This window comes from Streptomyces sp. NPDC051740, from assembly GCF_044453165.1.
GTDB classification, from domain to species: Bacteria; Actinomycetota; Actinomycetes; order Streptomycetales; family Streptomycetaceae; genus Streptomyces; species Streptomyces atrovirens.
Map to the genome: position 1 here is coordinate 517,685 of NZ_JBITCL010000001.1, position 24,187 is coordinate 541,871.

The 24,187-nt window shown below is 71.1% G+C and carries 20 protein-coding genes; 1 reads left to right on the plus strand and 19 read right to left on the minus strand.

The window, feature by feature from the left end; translation table 11 throughout:
• Positions 1-52: 52 nt before the first annotated feature.
• The 4 genes from ACIA6T_RS02460 to ACIA6T_RS02475 form a co-directional block, all read right to left on the minus strand.
• Positions 53-520: a GNAT family N-acetyltransferase gene (locus ACIA6T_RS02460; protein ID WP_399444689.1), complete on the minus strand. Its 468-nt coding sequence runs from the start codon at positions 518-520 to the stop codon at positions 53-55.
• Positions 517-1,461 carry an RluA family pseudouridine synthase gene (locus ACIA6T_RS02465; protein ID WP_399444690.1) on the minus strand — a complete coding sequence of 315 codons (945 nt, stop codon included), beginning with the start codon at positions 1,459-1,461 and terminating at the stop codon, positions 517-519. Before ACIA6T_RS02465 ends, ACIA6T_RS02460 begins: the two co-directional genes overlap by 4 nt.
• 43 nt (positions 1,462-1,504) lie before the next feature.
• Positions 1,505-2,101: a signal peptidase II gene (gene lspA / locus ACIA6T_RS02470; protein WP_399444691.1), complete on the minus strand. Its 597-nt coding sequence runs from the start codon at positions 2,099-2,101 to the stop codon at positions 1,505-1,507.
• 66 nt (positions 2,102-2,167) lie between these two features.
• A complete protein-coding gene (locus ACIA6T_RS02475; protein WP_399444692.1) occupies positions 2,168-3,358 on the minus strand; it encodes a TraR/DksA C4-type zinc finger protein in 1,191 nt (396 codons plus the stop codon).
• A 579-nt stretch (positions 3,359-3,937) separates the two neighbouring features.
• On the opposite strand from ACIA6T_RS02475, the gene ileS reads away from it, so the two are divergent.
• On the plus strand, positions 3,938-7,081 hold the full coding sequence (gene ileS / locus ACIA6T_RS02480; protein WP_399444693.1) for an isoleucine--tRNA ligase: 3,144 nt from the start codon (positions 3,938-3,940) through the stop codon (positions 7,079-7,081).
• Positions 7,082-7,388: 307 nt separating this feature from the next.
• On the opposite strand, the gene ACIA6T_RS02485 is transcribed toward ileS, so the two are convergent.
• The 15 genes from ACIA6T_RS02485 to ACIA6T_RS02555 all read right to left on the minus strand — a co-directional run bounded on the left by ACIA6T_RS02485 (position 7,389) and on the right by ACIA6T_RS02555 (position 24,100).
• On the minus strand, positions 7,389-8,621 hold the full coding sequence (locus ACIA6T_RS02485; protein ID WP_399444694.1) for a DivIVA domain-containing protein: 1,233 nt from the start codon (positions 8,619-8,621) through the stop codon (positions 7,389-7,391).
• A gap of 52 nt (positions 8,622-8,673) precedes the next feature.
• Positions 8,674-8,964, minus strand: coding sequence for a YggT family protein (locus ACIA6T_RS02490; RefSeq protein ID WP_004932337.1), 291 nt, complete (start codon positions 8,962-8,964; stop codon positions 8,674-8,676).
• A 49-nt stretch (positions 8,965-9,013) separates the two neighbouring features.
• Positions 9,014-9,655 carry a cell division protein SepF gene (locus ACIA6T_RS02495; protein ID WP_371236711.1) on the minus strand — a complete coding sequence of 214 codons (642 nt, stop codon included), beginning with the start codon at positions 9,653-9,655 and terminating at the stop codon, positions 9,014-9,016.
• A 129-nt stretch (positions 9,656-9,784) separates the two neighbouring features.
• Complete coding sequence (locus ACIA6T_RS02500) at positions 9,785-10,504, minus strand: YggS family pyridoxal phosphate-dependent enzyme (RefSeq protein WP_399444695.1); 720 nt, start codon at positions 10,502-10,504, stop codon at positions 9,785-9,787.
• Between the two features lie 6 nt (positions 10,505-10,510).
• Complete coding sequence (pgeF, locus tag ACIA6T_RS02505; protein WP_399444696.1) at positions 10,511-11,218, minus strand: peptidoglycan editing factor PgeF; 708 nt, start codon at positions 11,216-11,218, stop codon at positions 10,511-10,513.
• A gap of 17 nt (positions 11,219-11,235) precedes the next feature.
• Positions 11,236-12,429, minus strand: a complete 1,194-nt coding sequence (gene ftsZ, locus ACIA6T_RS02510) for a cell division protein FtsZ (protein WP_385058308.1) — start codon at positions 12,427-12,429, stop codon at positions 11,236-11,238.
• Positions 12,430-12,717: 288 nt separating this feature from the next.
• Positions 12,718-13,515, minus strand: a complete 798-nt coding sequence (locus tag ACIA6T_RS02515) for a cell division protein FtsQ/DivIB (RefSeq protein WP_399444697.1) — start codon at positions 13,513-13,515, stop codon at positions 12,718-12,720.
• Between the two features lie 26 nt (positions 13,516-13,541).
• Complete coding sequence (gene murG / locus ACIA6T_RS02520) at positions 13,542-14,636, minus strand: undecaprenyldiphospho-muramoylpentapeptide beta-N-acetylglucosaminyltransferase (protein WP_385058311.1); 1,095 nt, start codon at positions 14,634-14,636, stop codon at positions 13,542-13,544.
• A 6-nt stretch (positions 14,637-14,642) separates the two neighbouring features.
• Positions 14,643-15,995, minus strand: a complete 1,353-nt coding sequence (gene ftsW, locus ACIA6T_RS02525; protein WP_399444698.1) for a putative lipid II flippase FtsW — start codon at positions 15,993-15,995, stop codon at positions 14,643-14,645.
• 74 nt (positions 15,996-16,069) lie between these two features.
• Positions 16,070-17,488, minus strand: coding sequence for a UDP-N-acetylmuramoyl-L-alanine--D-glutamate ligase (murD, locus tag ACIA6T_RS02530; RefSeq protein WP_399444699.1), 1,419 nt, complete (start codon positions 17,486-17,488; stop codon positions 16,070-16,072).
• On the minus strand, positions 17,470-18,543 hold the full coding sequence (mraY, locus tag ACIA6T_RS02535) for a phospho-N-acetylmuramoyl-pentapeptide-transferase (RefSeq protein WP_030820598.1): 1,074 nt from the start codon (positions 18,541-18,543) through the stop codon (positions 17,470-17,472). Before mraY ends, murD begins: the two co-directional genes overlap by 19 nt.
• Positions 18,540-19,955: a UDP-N-acetylmuramoyl-tripeptide--D-alanyl-D-alanine ligase gene (gene murF, locus ACIA6T_RS02540; RefSeq protein WP_399444700.1), complete on the minus strand. Its 1,416-nt coding sequence runs from the start codon at positions 19,953-19,955 to the stop codon at positions 18,540-18,542. Before murF ends, mraY begins: the two co-directional genes overlap by 4 nt.
• 4 nt (positions 19,956-19,959) lie before the next feature.
• Complete coding sequence (locus ACIA6T_RS02545) at positions 19,960-21,480, minus strand: UDP-N-acetylmuramoyl-L-alanyl-D-glutamate--2,6-diaminopimelate ligase (protein WP_399444701.1); 1,521 nt, start codon at positions 21,478-21,480, stop codon at positions 19,960-19,962.
• Between the two features lie 170 nt (positions 21,481-21,650).
• Positions 21,651-23,609, minus strand: a complete 1,959-nt coding sequence (locus tag ACIA6T_RS02550; RefSeq protein ID WP_399444702.1) for a peptidoglycan D,D-transpeptidase FtsI family protein — start codon at positions 23,607-23,609, stop codon at positions 21,651-21,653.
• A 5-nt stretch (positions 23,610-23,614) separates the two neighbouring features.
• On the minus strand, positions 23,615-24,100 hold the full coding sequence (locus ACIA6T_RS02555) for a septum formation initiator family protein (protein ID WP_399444703.1): 486 nt from the start codon (positions 24,098-24,100) through the stop codon (positions 23,615-23,617).
• Between the last annotated feature and the right edge of the window lie 87 nt (positions 24,101-24,187).

Genomic DNA, 24,187 nt, shown 5'->3' on the forward strand with positions numbered 1-24,187 from the left:
CGGATCTCCACCCTGCCACGCCGACGCCCTCACCGGCCGTTCGCGGCCTCCGCTACAGAACGCGCCGCATGGCCCGGTGCGGGATCCCCGCGTCCGGGAACCCGGGCCCGTACGCCTCGTAGCCCAGCCGCTCGTAGAAACCGAGGGCGTGCGTCTGCGCGTGCAGGTCGACGGCGGTGAGGCCCCGGTCGCGGGCCGCCTCCTCGACGGCCCGCACCAGCGCCGCGCCGACGCCGAGGCCCCGCGCCTCCCGCGTCACCGCGAGCCGGCCCAGCGAGCCGACCGCCGGGTCGCCGCCGTTCTTCGCCGCGGCGGCCTCGCCGTACAGCAGCCGTCCGGTGCCGAGGGGTGTGCCGTCCGCCGCGACCGCCAGCACATGGACGGCCCCGGCGTCGTAGGCGTCGTACTCGATGTCCTCGGGGACGCCCTGCTCGGCGACGAAGACCTCCTTGCGGACCGCGAAGCACGCCTCGCGGTCGGCGGACTCCTCCGCCACCCGGACCACGTGGCCGGCGCTCACGCGTAGGTCTCCTCGCGGACCTGGTCCAGCGCCTGCTGAAGGTCGTCGGGGTAGTCGCAGGAGAACTCCACCCACTGCCCGTCGCCGGGGTGCTCGAAGCCCAGGCGTACGGCGTGCAGCCACTGGCGGGTCAGGCGGAGCCGCTTGGCGAGCGTGGGGTCGGCGCCGTAGGTGAGGTCGCCGACGCAGGGGTGCCGGTGGGCGGCCATGTGGACGCGGATCTGGTGGGTGCGGCCGGTCTCCAGCTTGACGTCGAGCAGGGAGGCGGCGCGGAAGGCCTCGATGAGGTCGTAGTGCGTGACGGACGGCTTGCCCTCGGCGGTGACGGCCCACTTGTAGTCGTGCTGCGGGTGGCGGCCGATGGGGGCGTCGATGGTGCCGCTGGTCGGGTCGGGGTGGCCCTGGACGAGCGTGTGGTAGCGCTTGTCGACCGTGCGCTCCTTGAACTGGCGCTTCAGTGACGTGTACGCGTACTCCGACTTGGCGACGACCATCAGGCCGGAGGTGCCGACGTCGAGGCGGTGCACGATGCCCTGGCGCTCGGCGGCGCCGGAGGTCGAGATGCGGTACCCGGCGGCGGCGAGGCCGCCGATCACCGTCGGGCCGGTCCAGCCCGGCGAGGGGTGGGCGGCGACGCCGACGGGCTTGACGATCACGACCACGTCGTCGTCGTCGTGCACGATCTCCATGCCCTCGACCGGCTCGGCGACCACCCGCACCGGCGCGGGCGCCTGCGGCATCTCCACCTCGAGCCAGGCGCCGCCGCTGACCCGCTCGGACTTGCCGACCACCGACCCGTCGACCGTGACCTTCCCCGCGGCGGCGAGCTCGGCCGCCTTGGTGCGGGAGAAGCCGAACATGCGGGAGATGGCGGCGTCGACGCGCTCGCCCTCCAGGCCGTCCGGCACGGGCAGGGTACGGATCTCGGGAATCGTGCTCACCCGTCGAGTATGCCGGACGGGTCCGGCGACCCCGTACGCGCGTTCAGTCCTTGTGGACGGTGCCGTCCGGGTCGAGGCCGCGGAACGACAGCAGCACGATCAGGATGCCGCCGCACACGATCGCCGAGTCCGCCAGGTTGAACACGGCGAAGTGCTTGGGCGCGATGAAGTCGACCACCGCGCCCTCGAAGACCCCCGGCGAGCGGAAGATCCGGTCGGTGAGGTTGCCGAGGGCGCCGCCGAGCAGCAGGCCCAGCGCGATCGCCCAGGGCAGGCTGTAGAGCTTGCGGGCGAGGCGGATGATCACCACGATCACGGCCGCGGCGATCACCGTGAAGATCACGGTGAAGGCCTCGCCGAAGCCGAAGGCCGCGCCCGCGTTGCGGATCGCCTCGAAGCGCAGCCAGTCCCCGACGATCTCGATGGGCTCGTGGTGCTCCAGCTTGGCCACCACGATCATCTTGCTGATCAGGTCGAGGGCGTACGCGAACACGGCGACGGCGAACAGCACGGCGATCCGCCGCTTGCCGCGGGGCCGCCCGGCCTCCGCCGCCGTTCCCCCGGTATCGGCCCGCTCCTGCTCCTCCCGGTCCGCGTCCGGGGTGTCCGGCGTACCGATGATGCGCTCCGCCTCTGCCACGTGAGTCCCTCAACCTAGGTACCTGACTGAAGGACGAGGGTACGGCACGCCCCGCGCGCCCGCCGATCAGTACCGTCGCTCCTGCTTCTGCTTGCACTCGACGCACAGGGTGGCCCGGGGAAAGGCCCGCATACGGGCCTTTCCGATGGGGTTGCCGCAGTTCTCGCAGAGGCCGTAGGTACCGGCGTCGAGGCGCTGGAGGGCGCGCTCGGACTGGGTGAGCATCTCGCGCGCGTTCGCGGCGAGCGCGAGTTCGTGCTCGCGCGTGATGTTCTTGGTGCCGGTGTCGGCGTCGTCGTCGCCCGCGCCGTCGCCGGAGTCCCGCATCAGGCCGGCCAGCGACTGCTCGGAGGCGGTGATCTCCTCGCGCAGCCGCAGCGCCTCGGACGTCAGCTCGGCCCGCGCCTCCTCGACCTCTTCCGGAGTCCAGGGCTCCTCCCCCGGACGCACCGCGAGGTCGCCCGGCTCCACCGCGCCGATCCGGGCCTTGGGTACGGGGCTCTTCGCCGCCGTGGCCGTGCCAGGAGTCTTCTTCGCACCCACCGTCGTCACTCCCGTCTGCGCCGCGGCATCCACCGCGCCCGCGTCATCGGCCGTGCTGTGCCCGGCCACATCCTGTACGGGCCCACCGGCCCCGCTCCCCGGGAGGCCGGCCTCCCGGGAACCCGCGGAAGCCGCCTCCCGGACGGCACCCTTCCCCGACCCCTTCTTCCCCACCGCACCCCGACCAGGCACCACCGCCTCGGCAGCCACCTTTTTGGCGGCCACCTTCTTCGCCCCGGCCGACTTCCTCACCCCGGCCTTCCCGGCGGAAGCCCCCTCGACGGCAGGCTTCCGCGCGGTGGCCTTTCCCGCGGACGCCCCCTCGACGGCAGACTTCTTCACCCCGGCCTTCCCGGCGGAAGCCCCCTCGACGGCAGGCTTCCGCGCGGTGGCCTTTCCCGCGGACGCCCCCTCGACGGCAGACTTCCGCGCGGTGGCCTTTTTCGTGGGTGCCTTCCTGGTCGCGGCTTTCTTCATGGGTGTTCCGGCGGGTGGCTTCGACGCCACCGGCTCGCCGTCGTGCGCCGTCCGCGCCGCCGTCTTCCCGGCGGGCGACCCCGTCACCCCGCCCGTCGTCTTCTTCGCCGTCGTGGTCCGCGTGGGTGCCTTCGCCGCCGCCGCGGCTCCGGCCGTCCCACCCGCCCTCTCGGCCCCACCGTCGGGAGCGGCGCCGGACGGTGCCGGCTGCTGTACGGCGGTCTTCTTCGCCACCATGGCCGCGGCCCCTTCACATATTGTGATCTTGCGCGCGAATCGTGCTGGGACGATAAATCGACTCGAGTCCCGCGGCAACGGGGCGCACCGCCCGATTCCTCGCCCCGCGGACGCCGCGCGGCGAACCTGCATGCGTTGTGCCCAGCTCCCCGCCGGGTATGCCGCCGACACGGACGTCCCGGGATCCGGACGGGCGCACTTCGCCATTCGAGGTACGCCGGGTCGCACGGCGAGCGGAAATCCGGTCGGCCGCTGTCCCCGCCGCGCCGTACACTGGGCGGAGCGAAAAGCGTGGATGGGGACGAGTAGCGGCGTACGCAGCCCAGAGCGACCCGGGGACGGTGTGAGCCCGGGGGCGAGCGCGACGTGAAGATCACCCCGGAGCCGCCGGAGGAAACCCCTGTACGGGGCGGTAGAACCGGCATCGCGACCCCAATGAGGGGGCTCACCGGAGCACACGACGCACCGGGGGGCCAAGGAGGGTGGTACCGCGGGAGCGCGCCGACGGCGGCGCAGGGATCGACACAGCTCTCGTCCCTCCGGACGGAAGGCAGCAAGTCCGCCGGAGGAAGCCCGCTGATGACAACGCCGACGTACCGCCAGGTACCCGCCCAGGTCGACCTGCCCGCCCTCGAGCACGCGGTGCTCGAGTTCTGGCGCGAACAGAAGATCTTCGCCAAGAGCCTGGAGCAGTCCGAGGGACGCCCCGAATGGGTGTTCTACGAGGGCCCGCCCACCGCCAACGGCATGCCCGGCGCCCACCACATCGAGGCCCGCGTCTTCAAGGACGTCTTTCCCCGCTTCCGCACCATGCGCGGTTACCACGTGGCCCGCAAGGCCGGCTGGGACTGCCACGGCCTCCCGGTGGAGCTGGCCGTCGAGAAGGAGCTCGGCTTCTCCGGCAAGCAGGACATCGAGGCGTACGGCATCGCCGAGTTCAACGCCAGGTGCCGCGAGTCGGTGACCCGGCACACCGACGCCTTCACCGAGCTGACGACCCGCATGGGCTACTGGGTCGACCTCGACGACGCCTACCGCACCATGGACCCGGAGTACGTCGAGTCCGTCTGGTGGTCGCTGAAGGAGATCTTCAACAAGGGCCTGCTGGTCCAGGACCACCGCGTCGCCCCCTGGTGCCCGCGCTGCGGCACCGGCCTGTCCGACCACGAGCTGGCTCAGGGCTACGAGACGGTCGTCGACCCGTCCGTCTACGTCCGCTTCCCGCTCACCTCGGGACCGCTGGCCGGCGAGGCCTCGCTGGTCGTCTGGACCACGACCCCGTGGACCCTGGTCTCCAACACGGCCGTCGCCGCCCACCCCGAGGTCACCTACGTCGTCGCCACGAACGGCGAGGAGAAGCTGGTCGTCGCCGAGCCGCTGCTCGCCAAGGCCCTCGGCGAGGGCTGGGAGGCCACCGGCCGGTCCTTCACCGGCGCCGAGATGGAGCGCTGGACGTACCGGCGCCCCTTCGAGCTGGTGGACTTCCCGGAGCCAGCCCACTACGTGGTGAACGCCGACTACGTCACCACCGAGGACGGCACCGGCCTCGTCCACCAGTCCCCCGCCTTCGGTGAGGACGACCTCAAGGTCTGCCGCTCCTACGGCCTGCCCGTGGTCAACCCGGTCCGCCCCGACGGCACCTTCGAGGAGGGCGTCCCGCTGGTCGGCGGCGTCTTCTTCAAGAAGGCCGACGAGAAGCTCACCGCCGACCTCGACGAGCGCGGCCTGCTCTTCAAGCACATCCCGTACGAGCACAGCTACCCGCACTGCTGGCGCTGCCACACCGCGCTGCTCTACTACGCGCAGCCGTCCTGGTACATCCGCACCACCGCCATCAAGGACCGGCTGCTCCAGGAGAACGAGAACACCAACTGGTTCCCGGACACGGTCAAGAACGGCCGCTACGGCGACTGGCTGAACAACAACATCGACTGGGCGCTCTCCCGCAACCGCTACTGGGGCACCCCGCTGCCGATCTGGCGCTGCGAGGACGACCACCTCACGGTCGTCGGCTCCCGCGCGGAGCTCACCGAGCTGACCGGCACCGACCAGTCGGGCCTCGACCCGCACCGCCCGTACATCGACGAGGTCACCTTCGCGTGCGCGCAGGGCGGCTGCGGCAAGACGGCCACGCGCGTGCCGGAGGTCATCGACGCCTGGTACGACTCGGGCTCCATGCCGTTCGCGCAGTGGGGCTACCCGTACAAGAACAAGGAGCTGTTCGAGGCCCGCTACCCGGCGCAGTTCATCAGCGAGGCCATCGACCAGACCCGCGGCTGGTTCTACACGCTGATGGCGATCGGCACCCTGGTCTTCGACAAGTCGTCGTACGAGAACGTCGTCTGCCTCGGCCACATCCTCGCCGAGGACGGCCGCAAGATGTCCAAGCACCTGGGCAACATCCTGCAGCCGATCCCGTTGATGGACCAGCACGGCGCCGACGCGGTCCGCTGGTTCATGGCGGCCGGCGGTTCCCCCTGGGCGGCCCGCCGGGTGGGCCACGGCACCATCCAGGAGGTCGTCCGCAAGACGCTGCTGACGTACTGGAACACGGTCGCCTTCCAGGCCCTGTACGCCCGTACGTCGAACTGGGCGCCGTCGGCGGCGGACCCGGCCCCGGCCGACCGCCCGGTCCTGGACCGCTGGCTGCTCTCCGAACTGCACGCGCTCACCGACCAGGTGACCCAGGCGCTGGAGGGGTACGACACCCAGCGCGCCGGCAAGCTGCTCTCCGCGTTCGTCGACGACCTGTCCAACTGGTACGTCCGCCGCTCCCGGCGCCGCTTCTGGCAGGGCGACAAGGCCGCGCTGCGCACGCTGCACGAGGTCGTGGAGACGGTCACCAAGCTGATGGCCCCGCTGACCCCGTTCATCACCGAGCGGGTCTGGCAGGACCTGATCGCCCCGGTCACCCCGGGCGCCCCGGAGTCGGTGCACCTGTCCGCGTGGCCGGAGGCGGACCTGTCCGTGATCGACCCGGAGCTGTCGAAGCAGATGGTGCTGGTGCGCCGGCTCGTGGAGCTGGGCCGGGCCACCCGCGCGGAGTCGGGCGTGAAGACCCGCCAGCCGCTGAAGCGCGCGCTGATCGCGGCGGGCGGCTTCGGCGCCCTCGGCCCCGAGCTGCACACGCAGATCACGGAGGAGCTGAACGTCGAGTCGCTGGCGTCGCTGTCCGAGGTGGGCGGCTCGCTGGTGGACACCACGGCGAAGGCCAACTTCCGTGCGCTGGGCAAGCGGTTCGGCAAGCGGGTCCAGGACGTGGCCAAGGCGGTCGCGAACGCGGACGCCGCCGCGCTCTCCCTGGCGCTGCGCGAGGGCACGGCCTCGGTGGAGGTCGACGGCGAGACGATCACCCTGGCCCCGGACGAGGTGATCATCACGGAGACCCCGCGCGAGGGCTGGTCGGTGGCGTCCGACGCCGGTGCCACGGTCGCCCTCGACCTGGAGATCACCGAGGAGCTGCGCCGCGCGGGACTCGCGCGGGACGCGATCCGGCTGATCCAGGAGGCCCGCAAGAACAGCGGCCTCGACGTGGCCGACCGGATCGCCCTGCGCTGGACGGCGACGGAACCGGCAACGGTCGCCGCGCTGGCGGAACATGCGGGACTGATCGCGGAGGAGGTCCTCGCCACCGACTTCGCTCAGGGGGAGGCGGATGACACCTACGGTGTCCCGTTCGCCGACGAGGGATTGTCGCTGACGTTCCGCCTGCGCAAGGCGTAAAGCGCCGGTGAGCCCCGCGCCCTGAGGGGCGCGGGGAACTGCGCGATCAGCCACACACGATCCGCGGGCGCCTGGCCGCCTGTCCCCGCAGACGGGAAGGCGCGCACGCCTAAGGCCGGGGCCCACCAAGATTCTTGGTGGGCCCCGGCCTTCGGCGTCGCGCACGTCGGACATGTCACCCAGGCCAGAACAAACACCGCACACCAGCGTGAACAAGCGTAGCGAAGAGGCGGGGCCCGGGTTCATGAACCCGGGCCCCGCCCTGAACGCTGCCGACTGCTACGCCGTACTCATGGCCGGGAGGCCGTCAGTTGTCGTCCTCGTCGATCAGGAAGCCGCGCATCGGCGAGGGAGCCTGGCCCATCGGCGACGGGCCCTGCGGACGTACCGGCGCCATCGGCTGGGTCATCGCCGGCTGCATCTGCTGCTGACCGCCACCGTAGGACGGGCCGCCCTGACCGCCGGGAGGGCCACCCATCGTCTGGTTGCCGCCGTAGGACGGCGCACCGGCGGGGGCCATCGAGGGCGCCGGGGACGGCGGCAGCGACGGCGCGGAGCCGGCGGGCTGACGCGGCGGGGCGAGCGAGTCGTCCGCCTGGGTCTCCAGCTGGCGCAGCTGCGACTCCAGGTAGGACTTCAGCCGCGTGCGGTATTCGCGCTCGAAGCCGCGCAGGTCCTCGACCTTGCGCTCCAGCGTGGCGCGGGCGGACTCCAGGGAGCCCATCGCGACGCGGTGCTTCTCCTGCGCGTCCCGCTCCAGGGCGTCCGCCTTGGCACGGGCGTCCCGCTCGAGACCCTCGGCACGCGAACGCGCCTCGCCCACGATCTTGTTGGCCTCGGAACGGGCCTCCGCGATCGCCTGGTCCGCGGTCTGCTGGGCCAGCGACAGGACGCGCGCGGCGCTGTCGCCACCGGGGCCACCCTGACCGGGCATACCCGGGCCGCCCTGACCGGGCATACCGGGACCGCCCATGGGACCGCCCATCGGGCCGCCGTGGCCCATCTGCCCCTGCATCGGGCCGCCCTGGCCCATCGGACCGCCCTGGCCCATCGGGCCGGGACCCTGACCCATCGGTCCAGGACCCTGACCCATCGGCCCGGGACCCTGACCCATGGGGCCGGGACCCTGCGGGCCGCCCTGTCCGCCGGGGCCGGCGGGCAGCTGAGGAGCACCGCTCGGCAGCTGGGGCGGACCACCCATGGGGCCACCCATCTGCTGCTGCGGCGGGCCCGATATGCCGGCGGGCACCGGAGCGCCGGGACCTCGCATGCCCTGCTGGGGCATGCCCTGGGGCGGTCCCTGCTGTTGCTGCTGCTGGTCCTGAGGCTCAGGAGGCTTGCGCATGTTCTGCTGGTTCTGGGCGGCGGCGCGCGTGGCCGCGGCCAGTTTGGCGCGCAGGTCCTCGTTCTCGCGGAGCAGGCGCGTCAGTTCGGCTTCGACCTCGTCGAGGAAGGCATCGACCTCGTCCTCGTCATAGCCTTCTCGGAGGCGGACGGTCGTGAACTGCTTGTTCCGCACGTCCTCGGGGGTCAACGGCATCTCTTCACCTCAACGTAGTCATCGGCAGTCGGCAAGACCGTATCGTCCACAGTCACCTCGCGAGATTGCCCACGATTGAGATCAGGATGTAGACGATGATCATCAGTACGAAGAAGGACAGGTCTAGCGCCACGCCCCCGAGACGCAGCGGCGGGATGAACCGCCGCAGAAGCTTCAGCGGTGGATCGGTGACAGTGTAAGTGGCCTCCAGGACGACCACCATCGCCTTGCCGGGTTGCCATGAGCGGGCGAACTGGAACACGTAATCCATGACCAAACGGAAGATCAGCACGATGAGGAACACCATCAGCGCGATGTAGATCACCTGCGCGAACACGCTCATGGCCTGCTTTTCCCTCTCCCCTGTACCGCTCTTGATCCGGTCCTGCGTCTCAGCTCTGGTTGAAGAACCCGCCCTCTGCGATGCGGGCCTTGTCCTCCGCCGTGACATCGACGTTAGCAGGCGACAACAAGAACACCTTCTGCGTCACCCGCTCGATGCTGCCGTGAAGACCAAACACCAAACCGGCCGCGAAGTCGACAAGTCGCTTCGCGTCCGTGTCGTCCATCTCGGTCAAGTTCATGATCACCGGCGTGCCCTCACGGAAGTGTTCCCCGATGGTACGGGCCTCGTTGTAGGTCCGGGGGTGAAGCGTGGTGATCCGGTAAGGCTCTCGTTCCGACACGACCTTGGGCATGATCACCGGTGCGTTCTTCTCCAGGCTGGCGCGTTCTTGTGTGATGGATGCCACGGGCGCGATCCGCGCCGGGCGCGGCGATTCCGCGGGCAGCGAAGCGGACCGGGCGATCGGTTCGCGCGGCGCGGGAGGATGGACGACTCGTACCTCTTCGTCCCTTTGGGACTGGTGTGAGACGTGGGGCTGGTGGGACGGCTCGTGCCGCCGGTGGTCCCGCTCGGGCTCCGGGTCGAGTTCGGGTTCGAAGTCGTCGTCTGGGTCGAATCCGCGGCCGTCGTACCCATCGTCCTCCACGAGGCCGAGGTAGACCGCCATCTTGCGCATCGCGCCGGCCATGCTCCTAGTCCTCCGCTCTGTGGTGGATCCGCTGACGACCGCCGAGTGCCCGCGATCCACTGGGTCTTTACGTCCGCTGTTCGGCGGAACTGACCATATTTTCTGCTGTGGTCCGACTTCTTGGCGACGTTACCCGAGCCCGGGGCGGACTCCGAGTACCGCACTGCCGACGCGCACATGTGTCGCTCCGGCGGCCACGGCCTGTTCGAGGTCCGCACTCATCCCTGCCGAGACCATGTTCGCAGTCGGATGGGTCCGGCGCAGGTCGGTCGACAAATCCATCAGCCGCTCGAAGGCCGCCTGTTCGCGTCCCGCGTACTCCCCGGCGAGCGGGGCGACGGTCATCAGTCCGCCGAGCCGCAGCCCCTCGGACCGCGCGACCAGGTCGGCCAACTCCGCGACACCGGCGGGCGCCACACCTCCGCGCTCCCCCCGGCCGCTCGCGTCGGCGTCGAGCGCCACCTGGATCAGGCAGCCGATCTCACGCCCGGCCCGTACGGCCTCTCCGGAGAGGGCCGTCACCAACCGGGAACGGTCGACGGACTGCACGAAATCGGCGTAACCCACCACAGAACGCACCTTGTTGGTCTGAAGTTGACCGACGAAGTGCCAGGTAAGGGGCAGATCCGCGCATTCGGCCGCCTTGGGGGCGGCGTCCTGGTCCCGGTTCTCGGCCACATGACGCACCCCGAGTCCGGACAGGATCCGCACATCGTCCGCGGGGTAGGTCTTGGTGACCACGATCAGGGTCACCTCGTCCCGCCCGCGTCCGGCGGCGGCGCACGCCGCGGAGATCCGCTCTTCCACTTTCGCCAGGTTCGCGGCGAGTTCGTCCCTACGGTCCGTCATGTCCCATCAGTCCAGCCACACGTAGCCCGCGAGCCGCCCGGTGGTGCGGTCGCGGCGGTACGAGAAGTGATCAGCCGACTCCAGCGTGCACACCGGCGACTGCTCCCGGTCGCGCACCCCGAGCCGTTCGAGCTGCGCGTGCACGCCCGCGGCCACGTCGACCGCCGGTGTTCCCCGGCTCGTGGTGGCGTGCGCCGCCGGTTCGACGGCGGCCACCTCGTCGCGCATCGCCTCCGGCACCTCGTAGCACCGGCCGCAGACGGCGGGTCCGGTGCGGGCGACGATCCGCGCGGGGTCGGCGCCGAGTTCCGCCATGGCCCGTACGGCGGCGGGGACGACCCCGGCGATCATGCCGGGCCGGCCCGCGTGGGCCGCGGCCACGACACCGGCGGCCGGGTCGGCGAGCAGGACCGGCACGCAGTCGGCGGTGAGCACCGCGAGGGCCAGTCCGCGCCGCGCGGTGACGACCGCGTCGACCTCGGGCACCGGACGGTCGCCCCAGGGCTCGTCGGCCACGACCACGTCGGCCCCGTGCACCTGGTTCATCCAGACCACCCGGGCCGGGTCCACGCCGAGCGACTTGGCGGCCAGTTCGCGGTTGACGCGTACGGCGCCGGGGTCGTCGCCGACCGCCCCGCCGAGGTTGAGCTCCTCGTACGGAGCGGCGCTCACCCCGCCCCACCGGTCGGTGAAGGCGAAGTGCGCGCCGCTCACGCTCTCGCGCCGTCCTGTCACTTCAGGAAGTCCGGTACGTCCAGTTCCTCGACCGGGCTGTCGTAGGTCCGCGACGGCGGGACCGGCGGCTGGACGACCGGGATGTCGCGCACCGGCTCCGGCGCCGGCGGCTCCGGGTCCTCCTTCGGCGTGACGCTGCCGAGCGAGCCGAAGGACGGGCGGCTCTCCGGCTGCCGCGCCGGGGCGGGCTCCTCGCGCTTGGCCGAGGACGAGCCGAGGACGTTGTCCCGCTTGGCGGGCGGCTGGCCGCCGTCGAAGCCGGCCGCGATCACGGTGACCCGGACCTCGTCGCCGAGGGCGTCGTCGATCACCGCGCCGAAGATGATGTTGGCCTCGGGGTGGGCGGCCTCGCTGACCAGCTGGGCGGCCTCGTTGATCTCGAACAGACCGAGGTCGGAGCCGCCGGAGATGGAGAGCAGCACACCGCGGGCGCCGTCGATGGAGGCTTCGAGGAGCGGCGAGGAGATGGCCATCTCGGCGGCGGCCACCGCGCGGTCGTCGCCGCGGGCCGAGCCGATGCCCATGAGGGCCGAACCGGCCTCGGACATGACCGACTTGACGTCGGCGAAGTCCAGGTTGATCAGGCCGGGGGTGGTGATGAGGTCGGTGATGCCCTGGACACCGGAGAGCAGCACCTGGTCCGCCGACTTGAAGGCGTCGAGAACCGACACCTGACGGTCCGAGATGGACAGCAGCCGGTCGTTCGGGATCACGATGAGGGTGTCGACCTCTTCGCGGAGCTCGGCGATGCCGTCCTCGGCCTGGTTCGCGCGACGCCGTCCCTCGAAGGTGAACGGGCGCGTGACCACGCCGATGGTGAGGGCACCGAGCGAGCGGGCGATGTTGGCCACGACGGGCGCGCCGCCGGTGCCGGTGCCGCCGCCCTCGCCGGCCGTCACGAAGACCATGTCGGCCCCCTTGAGGACCTCCTCGATCTCCTCACGGTGGTCCTCCGCGGCCTTGCGGCCGACGGCCGGGTTGGCTCCGGCGCCGAGTCCGCGGGTGAGTTCACGGCCCACGTCGAGCTTGACGTCGGCGTCGCTCATCAACAGGGCTTGCGCGTCGGTGTTGATGGCGATGAACTCGACGCCCTTGAGACCGACCTCGATCATCCGGTTGATGGCATTGACACCACCGCCGCCGACACCGATGACTTTGATGACTGCGAGGTAGTTCTGCGGTGCTGCCACGTCGAAGGCCTCTCGCCTCGAGTTACGTGTCGCCCGACCGCTGGAGCACTGATGCCCCCGCGACCCGACGACTGATGCCGAATGGGACGGTCCGTAGCGCCGACCCGAACCCTAACGTTGAAGTTTAGGGTTACCAGTGTGTCCGTTCCCTGGAGTCTTCTGAACAGGACACTAAGTCGACAAGCGGCGCCCGTTCAACGAACACGCCGAACCTCCCGTTTTTCTTTTCACCCTATGTGATCAGCCGTAGCGCTGCCCAACCAGGGTGCTGGCCTGCGCTGATGTGCGTCAACTCCCCGCTGACGCCGGGGCCGTGGGCACGCTGACGTCGAAGTGCCGCGCGCCGGGCTCCGCTTTCATCAGTGCGGTGAGGATACGGCCCTTCTCGGCACCCTTCTCACTGCTTCCCCAGTCGACCGTACGGCCGTCCGCCAGTTCCAGCGAGATGTCGTCATAGGAACGGACCTTGACGCTGCGGGTGGCGTGCGCCACGGAGGCCGGGATCGCGCCGGCCACCCGCACCGCCTCCCGGGTCAGCCGGTCCTCGTCGAAGCGACGCAGACTCGCCGCCGCGGAACCGTTCCCGGAAACGGTCATCTTCAGCGCGGGTACCCCTCCGGGATCCTTGGAAACCGTGGCGAACCGGACACCTTCCTCGTCCACTTCGATGTATTTCCCGCCTTTGTGGACGAGGAGGACAGCGGTGCGTTCCGTCACTTTCAGCGAGATCCCGCTCGGCCAGGAACGGACCACGTCAACCGTGTCGATCCGGGGCAACGCCTCGGAAAGCCGCGCCTCGATCACGTCGGTGTCGACGGAGACCAGTTGTTCCCCGAGGGGGACGTCGGCGGCCTCGCGCACCTCCGCCGGGGTCAGGACCCGGGTCCCCGACACCGTCACGCGCTCCACGCGCACCAGGTCCGACCCGTACAGCAGCCAGAACGTCCCGCTGCCGAGGAACACCAGGACGACGGCCGATGCGATGATCCGACGAACCTGCCGTCGCCCGAACCGCCGGACGGGCGGCGGCGGGCCGGACGACTCCCGCTTGCGTTCACCACGCTCGGCGGTGGTCGATCCGGCCATGGCTGCCTGCCTTCCGTCATACGCCTCTAGCGGTGCGCACGGGCGGCGATCGCCTCGTACACCATGCCGACGAGCAGGTCGTCGGCGTCCCGGCGGCCGAACTCGGCGGCGGCGCGGGACATCTCGTACAGCCGGTGCGGGTCGGCGAGCACGGGCAGGACGTTCTGCTGCACCCACTCGGGCGTCAGCTCCGCGTCGTCGACCAGCAGTCCGCCGCCGGCCTTGACCACCGGCTGGGCGTTGAGCCGCTGTTCGCCGTTGCCGATGGGCAGCGGGACGTAGGCGGCCGGGAGCCCGACGGCGGAGAGCTCGGCGACGGTCATCGCGCCCGCGCGGCAGAGCATCATGTCGGCCGCGGCGTACGCGAGGTCCATCCGGTCCAGGTAACTTACCGGGATGTAGGGGGGCATGCCCGGCATCTGGTGCACCTGCGGCAGTTCGTTCTTCGGGCCGACCGCGTGCAGGATCTGGATCCCGGCCTGCTGGAGCCACGGAGCGACCTGCTGGACCACCTCGTTGAGCCGGCGGGCGCCCTGTGAGCCGCCGGAGACCAGCAGGGTGGGCAGATTGGGGTCGAGGCCGAACGCGGCGCGGGCCTCGGGGCGTACGGCGGCCCGGTCCAGGGTGGAGATGGAGCGGCGCAGCGGGATGCCGATGTAACGGGCGCCCCGCAGCTTGCTGTCGGGCGTGGAGACGGCGACCTGGGCGGCGTACCGGGAGCCGATCTTGTTGGCCAGTCCGGGCCGGGCGTTGGCCTCGTGGATCACGATCGGCACACCGAGCCGCTTGGCCGCGAGGTAGCCGGGCAGGGCGACGTAGCCGCCGAAGCCGACCACGGCGTCCGCCTTGGTGCGCTCCAGGATCTGCTCGGCCGCCTTGATGGTGCCGCGCAGCCGGCCCGGAACGGTGATCAGCTCGGGGGTGGGCTTGCGCGGCAGCGGTACGGCGGGGATCAGCGCCAGTTCGTACCCGCGCTCGGGTACGAGACGGGTCTCCAGGCCGCGTTCCGTGCCCAGGGCCGTGATGCCCACGGTCGGATCCTGCCTGCGCAGGGCGTCCGCGAGGGCGAGCGCGGGCTCGATGTGGCCCGCGGTTCCTCCGCCGGCGAGTACGACATGCACCGAAATTCACCGCTCTCCGGACGAACGCGCCACCGGGGCGCGCCGTCGCATCGTGTTCCATCTGCGGGGCCGCTGTGAACCCCCGTTCCGCTTTCTACCAAAGCGGGGTTGCCGCATGGCAAGCGCCATCCGTGCAGCGGGGTCCTCACGCGCGAAGGCGATCAGCAGCCCGATGGCGAACATGGTCGGCAGCAGGGCGGATCCTCCGTAGGAGAACAGCGGGAGCGGGACTCCGGCGATCGGCAGCAGACCGAGCACCGCACCGATGTTGATCACGGCCTGGGCCGTGATCCAGGTGGTCACGCCTCCCGCGGCATACCTGACGAAGGGGTCCTCCGTGCGTCCGGCCACGCGGATACCCGCATAGCCTAGAGCCGCGAACAGGGCGAGCACCGACAGTGTCCCCGCCAGGCCCAGTTCCTCACCGGTGATGGCGAAGATGAAGTCCGTATGGGCTTCGGGCAGTTGGCCCCATTTCTCCACGCTCGCGCCGAGTCCGGAACCGAAAATTCCGCCGGAGGCGAGGGCGTAGATCCCGTGCACCGCCTGCCAGCAGTCGACCGGTCCCGTCTGGGGCTCGGTGGCGCCGAGGCAGGTGAGCCGGGCCATGCGGTTGGGGCTGGTGCGGATGAGGATCGCGCCGAGCAGCGCGGCGATCGACAGCACGCCGACGAACAGCCGGGTCGGTGCCCCCGCCAGCCACAGCAGGCCGAAGAGGACCGCCGTCAGGATGATCGCCGTACCCATGTCGCCGCCGAGCATGATCAGCCCGAGCAGCATGAAGGCGGCCGGGACCAGTGGCACCAGCATGTGCTTCCACTGGGACAGCAGCCGCTTGTCCTGCTTGCGGGCGAGCAGATCGGCGCCCCACAGCACCAGCGCGAGTTTGCCGAACTCGCTGGGCTGGAGCTGGAAGGAGCCGCCGAGGGCGATCCAGTTCTGGTTGCCGTTGACCGCGATCCCGATCCCCGGCACCTGCACCAGGACCATCAGGACGACGGCGCCCGCCAGGATCGGGTAGGCCAGGGCCCGGTGCAGCCTCACCGGCATCCTGGAGGCCGCCAGCAGCAGTACGCAGCCGATCGCGGCGGCCAGGAGCTGCTTGCGGAAGAAGTAGGAGCCCGGCAGCGACATCTGCAGCGCCGTGATCTGGGAGGCCGAGTAGACCATCACCAGGCCCAGCACGGTGATCAGCGCGCTGCCGCCGAGGATCAGGTAGTACGCGGTCAGCGGCCGGTCCCAGGCCCTGCGCGCCCGGGTGACCAGGGTGCGGACGGGGTTCTCGCGCGGGGGCCCGGGTACGACGGGTCCGCGTACGGCCCGCCGCACGGGCGGGCGGCCGGTACGGCTACCGGGCATCCTGGCCTCCGCTGTACGCCGTCGACGGTCCCACGCGTCCCTCCCAAGGTCGCCCGGCGCCAGGCGGGCCGGGGTCAGGCGCCGAGCTCGCGCACCGCCTGTGCGAACGCGTCACCGCGCTTGTTGTAGTTGGCGAACATGTCCATCGAGGCGCAGGCCGGGGCCAGCAGCACCGTGTCGCCGGGCCGGGCGAGCCGCCGCGCCTCCTGGACGGCCCGGAGCATCGCCCCAGTGTCGGTCCGGTCGAGGTCGACGACGGGTACTTCCGGGGCGTGTCGCGCGAGGGCTTCGCGGATCAGGGCGCGGTCCCGGCCGATCAGTACGGCACCGCGCAGCCGCTTCGCCGAGCCGGCGACCAGTTCGTCGAAGGTGGCGCCCTTGGCGAGCCCGCCGGCGATCCACACGATCGACTCGTAGGCCGCCAACGAGGCTTCGGCGGCATGGGTGTTGGTGGCCTTGGAGTCGTCGATGTACGCGACCCCGTCCACGTCGGCGACGTGCGCGATGCGGTGGGCGTCCGGGGTGAAGGCCCGCAGGCCGTCCCGTACGGCGCTCGCGGGCACCCCGTAGGCCCGCGCGAGGGCCGCCGCGGCAAGGGCGTTGGCGATGTTGTGCGGGGCGGGCGGGGTGACGTCGGAGACCTCGGCGAGTTCCTGGGCGTTCTTCTGCCGGTTCTCGACGAAGGCGCGGTCGACCAGGATGCCCTCCACGACGCCGAGTTGGGAGGGACCGGGCGTTCCCAGGGTGAAGCCGACGGCGCGGCAGCCCTCCTCTACGTCGGCCTCGCGGACCAGGTCCTCGGTGGCCTTGTCGGCCATGTTGTAGACGCAGGCGACGCGGTTGCCCTCGTAGACACGGCCCTTGTCCCTGGCGTACGCCTCCATGGAGCCGTGCCAGTCGAGGTGGTCGGGGGCGAGGTTGAGCACGGCCGCCGAGTGGGCGCGCAGGGACGGCGCCCAGTGGAGCTGGTAGCTGGACAGCTCCACGGCGAGCACGTCGTACTGCTCCTCGCCGAGCACGGCGTCCAGGAGGGAGACGCCGATGTTGCCGACGGCGGCGGTGCGCAGGCCCGCCGCCTTCAGGATGGAGGCGAGCATCTGGACGGTCGTGGTCTTGCCGTTGGTGCCGGTGACCGCGAGCCAGGGGGCCGCACCGGGCTTCCTGAGCCGCCAGGCGAGTTCGACGTCGCCCCACACCGGCACCCCGGCCGCGTCCGCCGCCGCGAACAGCGGCTTGTCCGGCTTCCAGCCGGGGGCCGTGACGATCAGCTCGGTGCCTTCGGGCAGGGTGTCGCCGTCGCCCAGGCGCACGGTGACGCCCAGCGCCTCCAGTTCGGCGGCCTGCTCCCGGGCGCGCGGGTCGTCCCCGTCGTTGACGACGGTGACCTTCGCGCCGAGCCCGTGCAGCACCTTGGCCGCCGGGACGCCGGAGACGCCGAGTCCGGCGACGGTGACGTTCTTCCCCTGCCAGTCGGTCACTTGTCCGCTGCCCATCCCGCGTAGAAGAGGCCCAGTCCGACGATCACACAGATGCCCTGGATGATCCAGAAGCGGACCACCACAAGGACTTCGGACCAGCCCTTGAGTTCGAAGTGATGCTGGAGCGGCGCCATCCGGAAGACCCGCTTCCCGGTGAGCTTGAACGAGCCGACCTGGATGACCACCGACATGGTGATGAGGACGAACAGACCGCCCAGGATGGCCAGCAGCAGCTCGGTGCGGGAGCAGATCGCGAGACCCGCGAGCACACCGCCGAGCGCCAGCGAACCGGTGTCGCCCATGAAGATCTTGGCCGGGGAGGTGTTCCACCACAGGAAGCCGAGGCAGGAACCCATCAGCGCGGAGGCGACGACCGCGAGGTCCAGCGGGTCGCGCACCTCGTAGCAGGCGCCCGGGTTGGTCAGCGTCTCACCGTTGGCGCAGGACTCCTGGAACTGCCAGACGCCGATGAAGGTGTAGGCGCCGAAGACGAGCACCGAGGCACCGGTGGCGAGACCGTCCAGACCGTCGGTCAGGTTCACGCCGTTCGACATCGCCAGGATCATGAACAGCGCCCAGACGACGAACAGCACCGGGCCGATGGTCCAGCCGAAGTCCGTGATGAACGACAGCTTCGTGGAGGCCGGGGTCTGTCCGCGGGAGTCCGCGAACTGCAGCGAGAGCACCGCGAAGGCGATACCGACGATGAGCTGGCCGGCCATCTTCGCCTTGGCCCGCAGACCCAGCGAACGCCGCTTGACGATCTTGATGTAGTCGTCCAGGAAGCCGACCAGACCCATGCCGACCATCAGGCCCAGCACCAGCACGCCCGAGTACCTCGGCGGCTCGCCGCTGATCACCTTGCTGAGGAAGTACGCGGCGACCGTCGCCAGGATGAAGGCGATACCGCCCATCGTCGGCGTACCGCGCTTGCTGGCGTGCTCGCGCGGGCCGTCGTCACGGATGTACTGCCCGTACCCCTTGCGCGCGAGCAGCTTGATCAGCAGCGGGGTGCCGATCAGCGTCAGGAAGAGGCCAATGACTCCTGCGAACAGGATCTGATTCATCATCGGGCGGAGACCTCACCCTCGGCACCGGTCTCGAGCAGCGCCTGCGCCACGCTCTCGAGCCCGACCGAACGGGATGCCTTCACCAGTACGACATCCCCCGGGCGCAATTCGCTGCGCAACAGGTCGACCGCCGCCTGTGCGTCGGACACGTGCACCGACTCCTCACCCCACGAACCCTCGTTATATGCGCCCAGTTGCAGCCAGGCGGCTTCCCTGCCCCCGACCGCGACGAGCTTGCTGACGTTGAGCCGGACGGCGAGCCGTCCGACCGCGTCGTGCTCGGCGAGCGCCTCGTCCCCGAGCTCGGCCATCTTGCCGAGCACCGCCCACGTACGGCGTCCCTTGCCCATGGCCGCCAGCGCGCGCAGCGCTGCCTTCATGGACTCGGGGTTCGCGTTGTAGGCGTCGTTGACGACCGTCACGCCGTCCGGGCGCTCGGTGACCTCCATCCGCCAGCGGGAGAGGGAGCCCGCCTCGGAGAGCGCGGTGGCGATCTCGTCTGCGGACATGCCCAACTCGTGGGCGACGGCGGCCGCGGCGAGCGCGTTCGACACGTGATGCTCACCGTACAGGCGCATGGTCACATCGGATGCACCGGAGGGTGTGTGAAGCCTGAAGGAAGGCTGTCCGCTGTCCGTGAGTCGCACGTTCTCGGCCCGAACGTCCGCTTCGTCGGACTCTCCGAAAAGGATCACCTTCGCCTTCGTACGGGACGCCATGGCCCGTACGAGGGGGTCGTCCGCGTTGAGGATCGCGGCACCGCTCTCCTCGGCCGGGGGCAGGGCCTCCACCAACTCGCCCTTGGCCTGGGCGATCTGCTCCCGGCCGCCGAACTCGCCGATGTGGGCGGAGCCGACGTTCAGGACCAGTCCGACCTTCGGGGGCGTCAGACCGGTGAGGTACCGGATGTGGCCGATTCCGCGCGCTCCCATCTCCAGCACGAGGAACCTCGTCTCCTCGGTGGCGGTGAGCGCGGTGAGCGGCAGGCCGATCTCGTTGTTGAGCGAGCCGGGGGTGAAGACCGTCGGCGCCTTGCGCTGGAGCACCTGGGCGATGAGGTCCTTGGTGCTGGTCTTGCCGGCCGAGCCGGTGAGCGCGACGAGGGTGGTGCCGAGCCGGCCGACGACGTGCCGGGCGAGGGCGCCGAGGGCCGTCTGGACGTCCGCCACGACGATCGCGGGAACCCCGACGGGCCGGGAGGCGAGCACGGCGACCGCGCCCGCCTCGACGACCTGCGCCGCGAAGTCGTGGCCGTCCACGCGCTCGCCGGCGAAGGCGACGAACAGGCTGCCCGGACCCGCCTCCCGCGAGTCCCGGACGACCGGTCCGGTGACCCGGACGGACGGGTCCGGTATGTCGTGCGTCTGCCCGCCGACGACTTCTGCGATCTCGGCGAGGGAGAGGGCGATCACAAGTTCATCCCTGGGTTTTCTTGATGGCTTCCCGAAGCACCTGGCGGTCGTCGAAGGGACGCACCACCCCGGCGATGTCCTGCCCCTGCTCATGGCCCTTGCCGGCGACCAGCACCGTGTCGCCGGGCCGCGCCCGTGCGACGGCGGCGGCGATCGCGGCGGCCCGGTCCTCGAAGACCTGCACCTCGCCGCGCTCGTGGGCGGGCACGGAGGCGGCGCCGTGGAGCATGGTGGCGAGGATCGCGAGGGGGTCCTCGGAGCGGGGGTTGTCGGAGGTCAGTACGGCGGTGTCGGCGAGCCGCGCGGCGGCGGCGCCCATGGGCATCCGCTTGGTCACGTCGCGGTCGCCGCCGCAGCCCAGCACGACGTGCACCCGGCCCTCGGTGACCTTGCGCAGGGCGCGCAGCACCGATTCCACGGCGTCGGTCTTGTGGGCGTAGTCCACCACCGCGAGGTACGGCTGTCCGGCGTCCACCCGCTCCAGCCGGCCCGGCACGCCCGGTACGGCGGCGACGCCGTCGGCGGCGGCCTGCGGATCCAGTCCGGCGGCGGCGAGGGCGACGATCGCGGCGAGGGTGTTGGCCACGTTGAAGGGCCCCGGCAGCGGCGACCTGGCGCCGATCCGCTCGCCCTCGGGGCCGGTCACGGTGAACGTCGAGTCCATCGGGCCGACCTCGACGTCCTCGGCGCGCCAGTCGGCGTCGGGGTGGCCCTCGGCGGAGTAGGTGACGACCGGGACGCCGGCCTCCTTGGCGAGCCGGCGGCCGTACTCGTCGTCCACGTTGACCACGCCGAGCCGGCTGCGCTCCGGCGTGAACAGCTGCGCCTTGGCCCGGAAGTAGTCCTCCATGTCGGAGTGGAACTCCATGTGTTCCGGGCTGAGGTTGGTGAAGACGGCGATGTCGAAGACGCAGCCGTCGACCCGGCCGAGGACCAGGGCGTGGCTGGAGACCTCCATGGCGACCGCGTCGGTGCCGCGCTCGCGCATGACGGCGAACAGGGCCTGGAGGTCGGTGGCCTCGGGCGTGGTGCGTTCGGACTTGATGCGCTCGTCGCCGATGCGCATCTCGACGGTGCCGATCAGTCCCGTGTTGTGGACGGTCCTCAGGCCGCCCTCGACGAGGTAGGCGGTGGTGGTCTTGCCGGAGGTGCCGGTGATGCCGAGCTGGAGCAGCTCGCGGCCCGGACGGCCGTAGATGGTGGCCGCCAGCTCGCCCATCCTCGCGCGCGGGTCGTCGACCACCAGCGCCGGCAGTCCGGCCGCGGCGACGCGCTCGGCGCCGGACGGGTCGGTCAGCACGGCGACCGCGCCCAGGCCGGCGGCCTGGGTGACGAAGTCGGCGCCGTGGGCGCGGGCGCCCGGGAGGGCGGCGTACAGGTCGCCGGGGCGGACGGCGCGCGAGTCATGGGTGATGCCCGTGACGTCGGCGGCCTGTTCCGGCGTGGGGACACCCAGCTGACCGGCGAGTTCCGCGAGGGGTGTGGCGGAGACCTGAACCGGACGGGGCGGTCCCGGATATGTCACGGGGTGGCCCTTCTGGGCGGTTTGGGACTGATCAGCGTGTGGCACGGCGGTGAGCGTACCGGGCGTACCGGCTCGGGGGCTAAGTGAGGGGCGGGGGCCGCCCTGGTTCCCGGGGTCGGGGGTGATCGTCGTCACGGGGTGGTTCCTGGTGGCTCGGTGCTCGGTACGGTTCAGGGTTTGAAGGTGACCGGGAGGTCGGCGGGGTCGGCGCCGGTCGGCGGCACCTGAAGGGTCTTCAGGGCGAACTCCATGACCTGCTTGTACACGGGTCCGCAGATCTGGCCGCCGAAGTAGCTGCCCTCGGTGGCGTTCTGGATGGCGCAGTAGACGGTGATCCTGGGCTTGTCGGCGGGGGCGAAACCGGCGAAGGACGAGGTGTAGCCGTGGTACCTGCCGGTGGCCGGATCCACGCGGTTCGCCGTACCCGTCTTTCCCGCGACCCGGTAGCCCGGGATGCGCGCCTTGGTGCCGGTGCCCTCCTCGTCGTCGACGACCGACTCCAGCATCCGGGCGAGCGTCTTCGCCGTCTTCTCGCTGACGACCCTGGTCTTCTCGGGCTCCGGGGCGGGGGTGAAGCGCCCGTCGGGGCCCGTGGAGCCGCGTACGAGGGTGGGTTCGACGCGGACGCCGCCGTTGGCGATGGTCGAGTAGACGGACGCGGCCTGCATGGCGTTCACGGAGACGCCCTGGCCGAAAGGAATCGTGTACTGCTGCGAGGTGGACCACTCGTCCGGCGGGGCGAGGATGCCCTTGGTCTCGCCGGGGAAGCCGATCCCGGTGTGGCTGCCGAGGCCGAACTTGCGCAGGTACTCGTAGAGGACCTTGTTGGCCTGCGCCTGGGTCCTGCCGAGCTGGCCGGTGGCGAGGATGGTGCCGATGTTGCTGGACTTGGCGAGTACGCCGTTGAGCGTCAGGTACCAGGTCGGGTGGTCGATGTCGTCCTTGAAGAGCCGGTCGCCGCGGTGCAGCCGGTTGGGCACGACGACGTGGGTGGTGGGGGTGGCGGCGTTCTCCTCGAGGACCGCCGCCATGGAGAGCACCTTGGCGGTGGAGCCGGGTTCGAAGGCGTCCTGGACGGCCGCGTTGCCGAGCGCGTCCGGGTCGGCCTCGGAGAGGTCGCCCGGGTCGAAGCCGGGCGCGTTGGCCATCGCGAGGACCTCGCCGGTGCGGGTGTCCTGGACGATGACGTAACCGCGGTCGGCCGCGGACTCCTTCACCTGCTCGCTGATGGCGTTCTGCGCGGCCCACTGGATGTCGCGGTCGATGGTGAGCTCGACGTCGTCGCCGGGCACGGCCGGGGTCTCGGTGGAGCCCGCGGTCGGGACGAGACGGCCGCCGGACTGGGCGTAGCGGATCTTGCCGTCCTCGCCGGCCAGCCGCTCGTTCAGCCGGAGCTCGATGCCGCCGCCGCCCTTGCCCTCGGCGTTGACCCAGCCGAGTATCCCGGCGGCGAGCTCGCCGTTGGGGTACACCCGCTTGCTGGTGGGCACCGAGAAGACGCCGGCCAGGACGTTGGCGGTGGACTCGTCGGTCTCGGTCTTCTTGGCGAGCGCGGCCTTCAGGTCCTTGATCTGCTTCCAGGTCTGCGGGGTCTGGCGGCCGGCCAGTTTGACGTAGCGCAGGGCCTTGTTCTCCGGGCGCAGCTTCTCGACCAGCTCGTCCTGGTCCTGGCCGAGGATCGGCGCGAGGAGGGCGGCGGCCTGCTCGGGGCCGTCGGCGATCTCCAGTTCGTCCGGGGCGAACATCGTGGGGTCGGCCGTGATGTCGTACGCGTCCTCGGTGGTCGCCAGGGCCACGCCGTGACGGTCGGTGATCCCGCCGCGCTCGGCCTCCAGCACCTGGCCGACGTAGCGGTTGCGGTCGGCCTTGGCGGCGTAGGTGCTCGCGTCGACGGCCTGCACCTGGAACAGGCGTACGACGAAGGCGAGCAGGACCAGGGTCAGGACGACGCCGATCAGGCGCAGCCGGGGGCGGGGGCTGCCCAGCCGGATGACCTTCGGGGGCGCGGGGCGGGGCCCCGCGGGCCTGCGGGCCGGGCGGGCGCCGGGCCCTGGACGCTGTCCGGCGGCCGGGCGGACGGGCCTGGCGGGGCCGGGCACCCGGCGGCGGGGCGGTTCCCTGTCGGACACTTCCGTCACCTGCCGGGGGTCGATGAGGAGGAGGGCGTGGAGGCGGTGGGCGGCGGGACCGTCGCGGTGGCCGTCGCCTCGGGCGCGAGGACCAGGGGCGCGCGGGCGGCGGAGGCGGCACCGGGTACGCCCTTGACCTTGCCGTCGGGCCCGAGGAAGGCGGGGTCGCCGCCGGGCACCATGCCGAGTTCGCGGGCGCGGCGCTGGAGGGCGTCGGGGGCGGAGTAGGCGTCGATGTCCCGCTGCAGGGCCTGTTCCTCGTCGGTGAGGTTCTTGGTCTCCCGCTGGAGGTCGTCGAGCTGGAACGCGCCCTCGCTGAGGGCGGAGTTCAGCACCAGGAGGCCGATCAGACCGCCGCCGAGGAGGGTGACGACGAGGAGGACGAAGGGGGTGCGCGCCGCCTGGGCGCGCCCGGTGGGCAGGAGATGCGTGAGCCGGGCCGCCCGCCCCTTCAGCTCGGGCCGCCCCTTCAGTTCGGGTTTCCTACTCACTCACGCTCCCCTGAGTTCGCTTTTCCCACCCGTCCGCCCGGCCGCCCGTCACCCGCCTCGTGCGCCGTCCGTGCCTCACCGTCCGTA

Bases quoted from the DNA above. Each gene is read 5' to 3' on its own strand.
- ACIA6T_RS02500 (WP_399444695.1), bottom strand. From the start codon at position 10,504: ATGACGGACCGTAGGGACGAACTCGCCGCGAACCTGGCGAAAGTGGAA.
- ACIA6T_RS02490 (WP_004932337.1), bottom strand. From the start codon at position 8,964: ATGAGCGTGTTCGCGCAGGTGATCTACATCGCGCTGATGGTGTTCCTC.
- ACIA6T_RS02495 (WP_371236711.1), bottom strand. From the start codon at position 9,655: ATGGCCGGCGCGATGCGCAAGATGGCGGTCTACCTCGGCCTCGTGGAG.
- murD (WP_399444699.1), bottom strand. From the start codon at position 17,488: ATGGGCAGCGGACAAGTGACCGACTGGCAGGGGAAGAACGTCACCGTC.
- ACIA6T_RS02475 (WP_399444692.1), bottom strand. From the start codon at position 3,358: ATGGTGGCGAAGAAGACCGCCGTACAGCAGCCGGCACCGTCCGGCGCC.
- ACIA6T_RS02485 (WP_399444694.1), bottom strand. From the start codon at position 8,621: ATGCCGTTGACCCCCGAGGACGTGCGGAACAAGCAGTTCACGACCGTC.
- mraY (WP_030820598.1), bottom strand. From the start codon at position 18,543: ATGATGAATCAGATCCTGTTCGCAGGAGTCATTGGCCTCTTCCTGACG.
- ACIA6T_RS02515 (WP_399444697.1), bottom strand. From the start codon at position 13,515: ATGGCCGGATCGACCACCGCCGAGCGTGGTGAACGCAAGCGGGAGTCG.
- ileS (WP_399444693.1), top strand. From the start codon at position 3,938: ATGACAACGCCGACGTACCGCCAGGTACCCGCCCAGGTCGACCTGCCC.
- ftsW (WP_399444698.1), bottom strand. From the start codon at position 15,995: ATGCCCGGTAGCCGTACCGGCCGCCCGCCCGTGCGGCGGGCCGTACGC.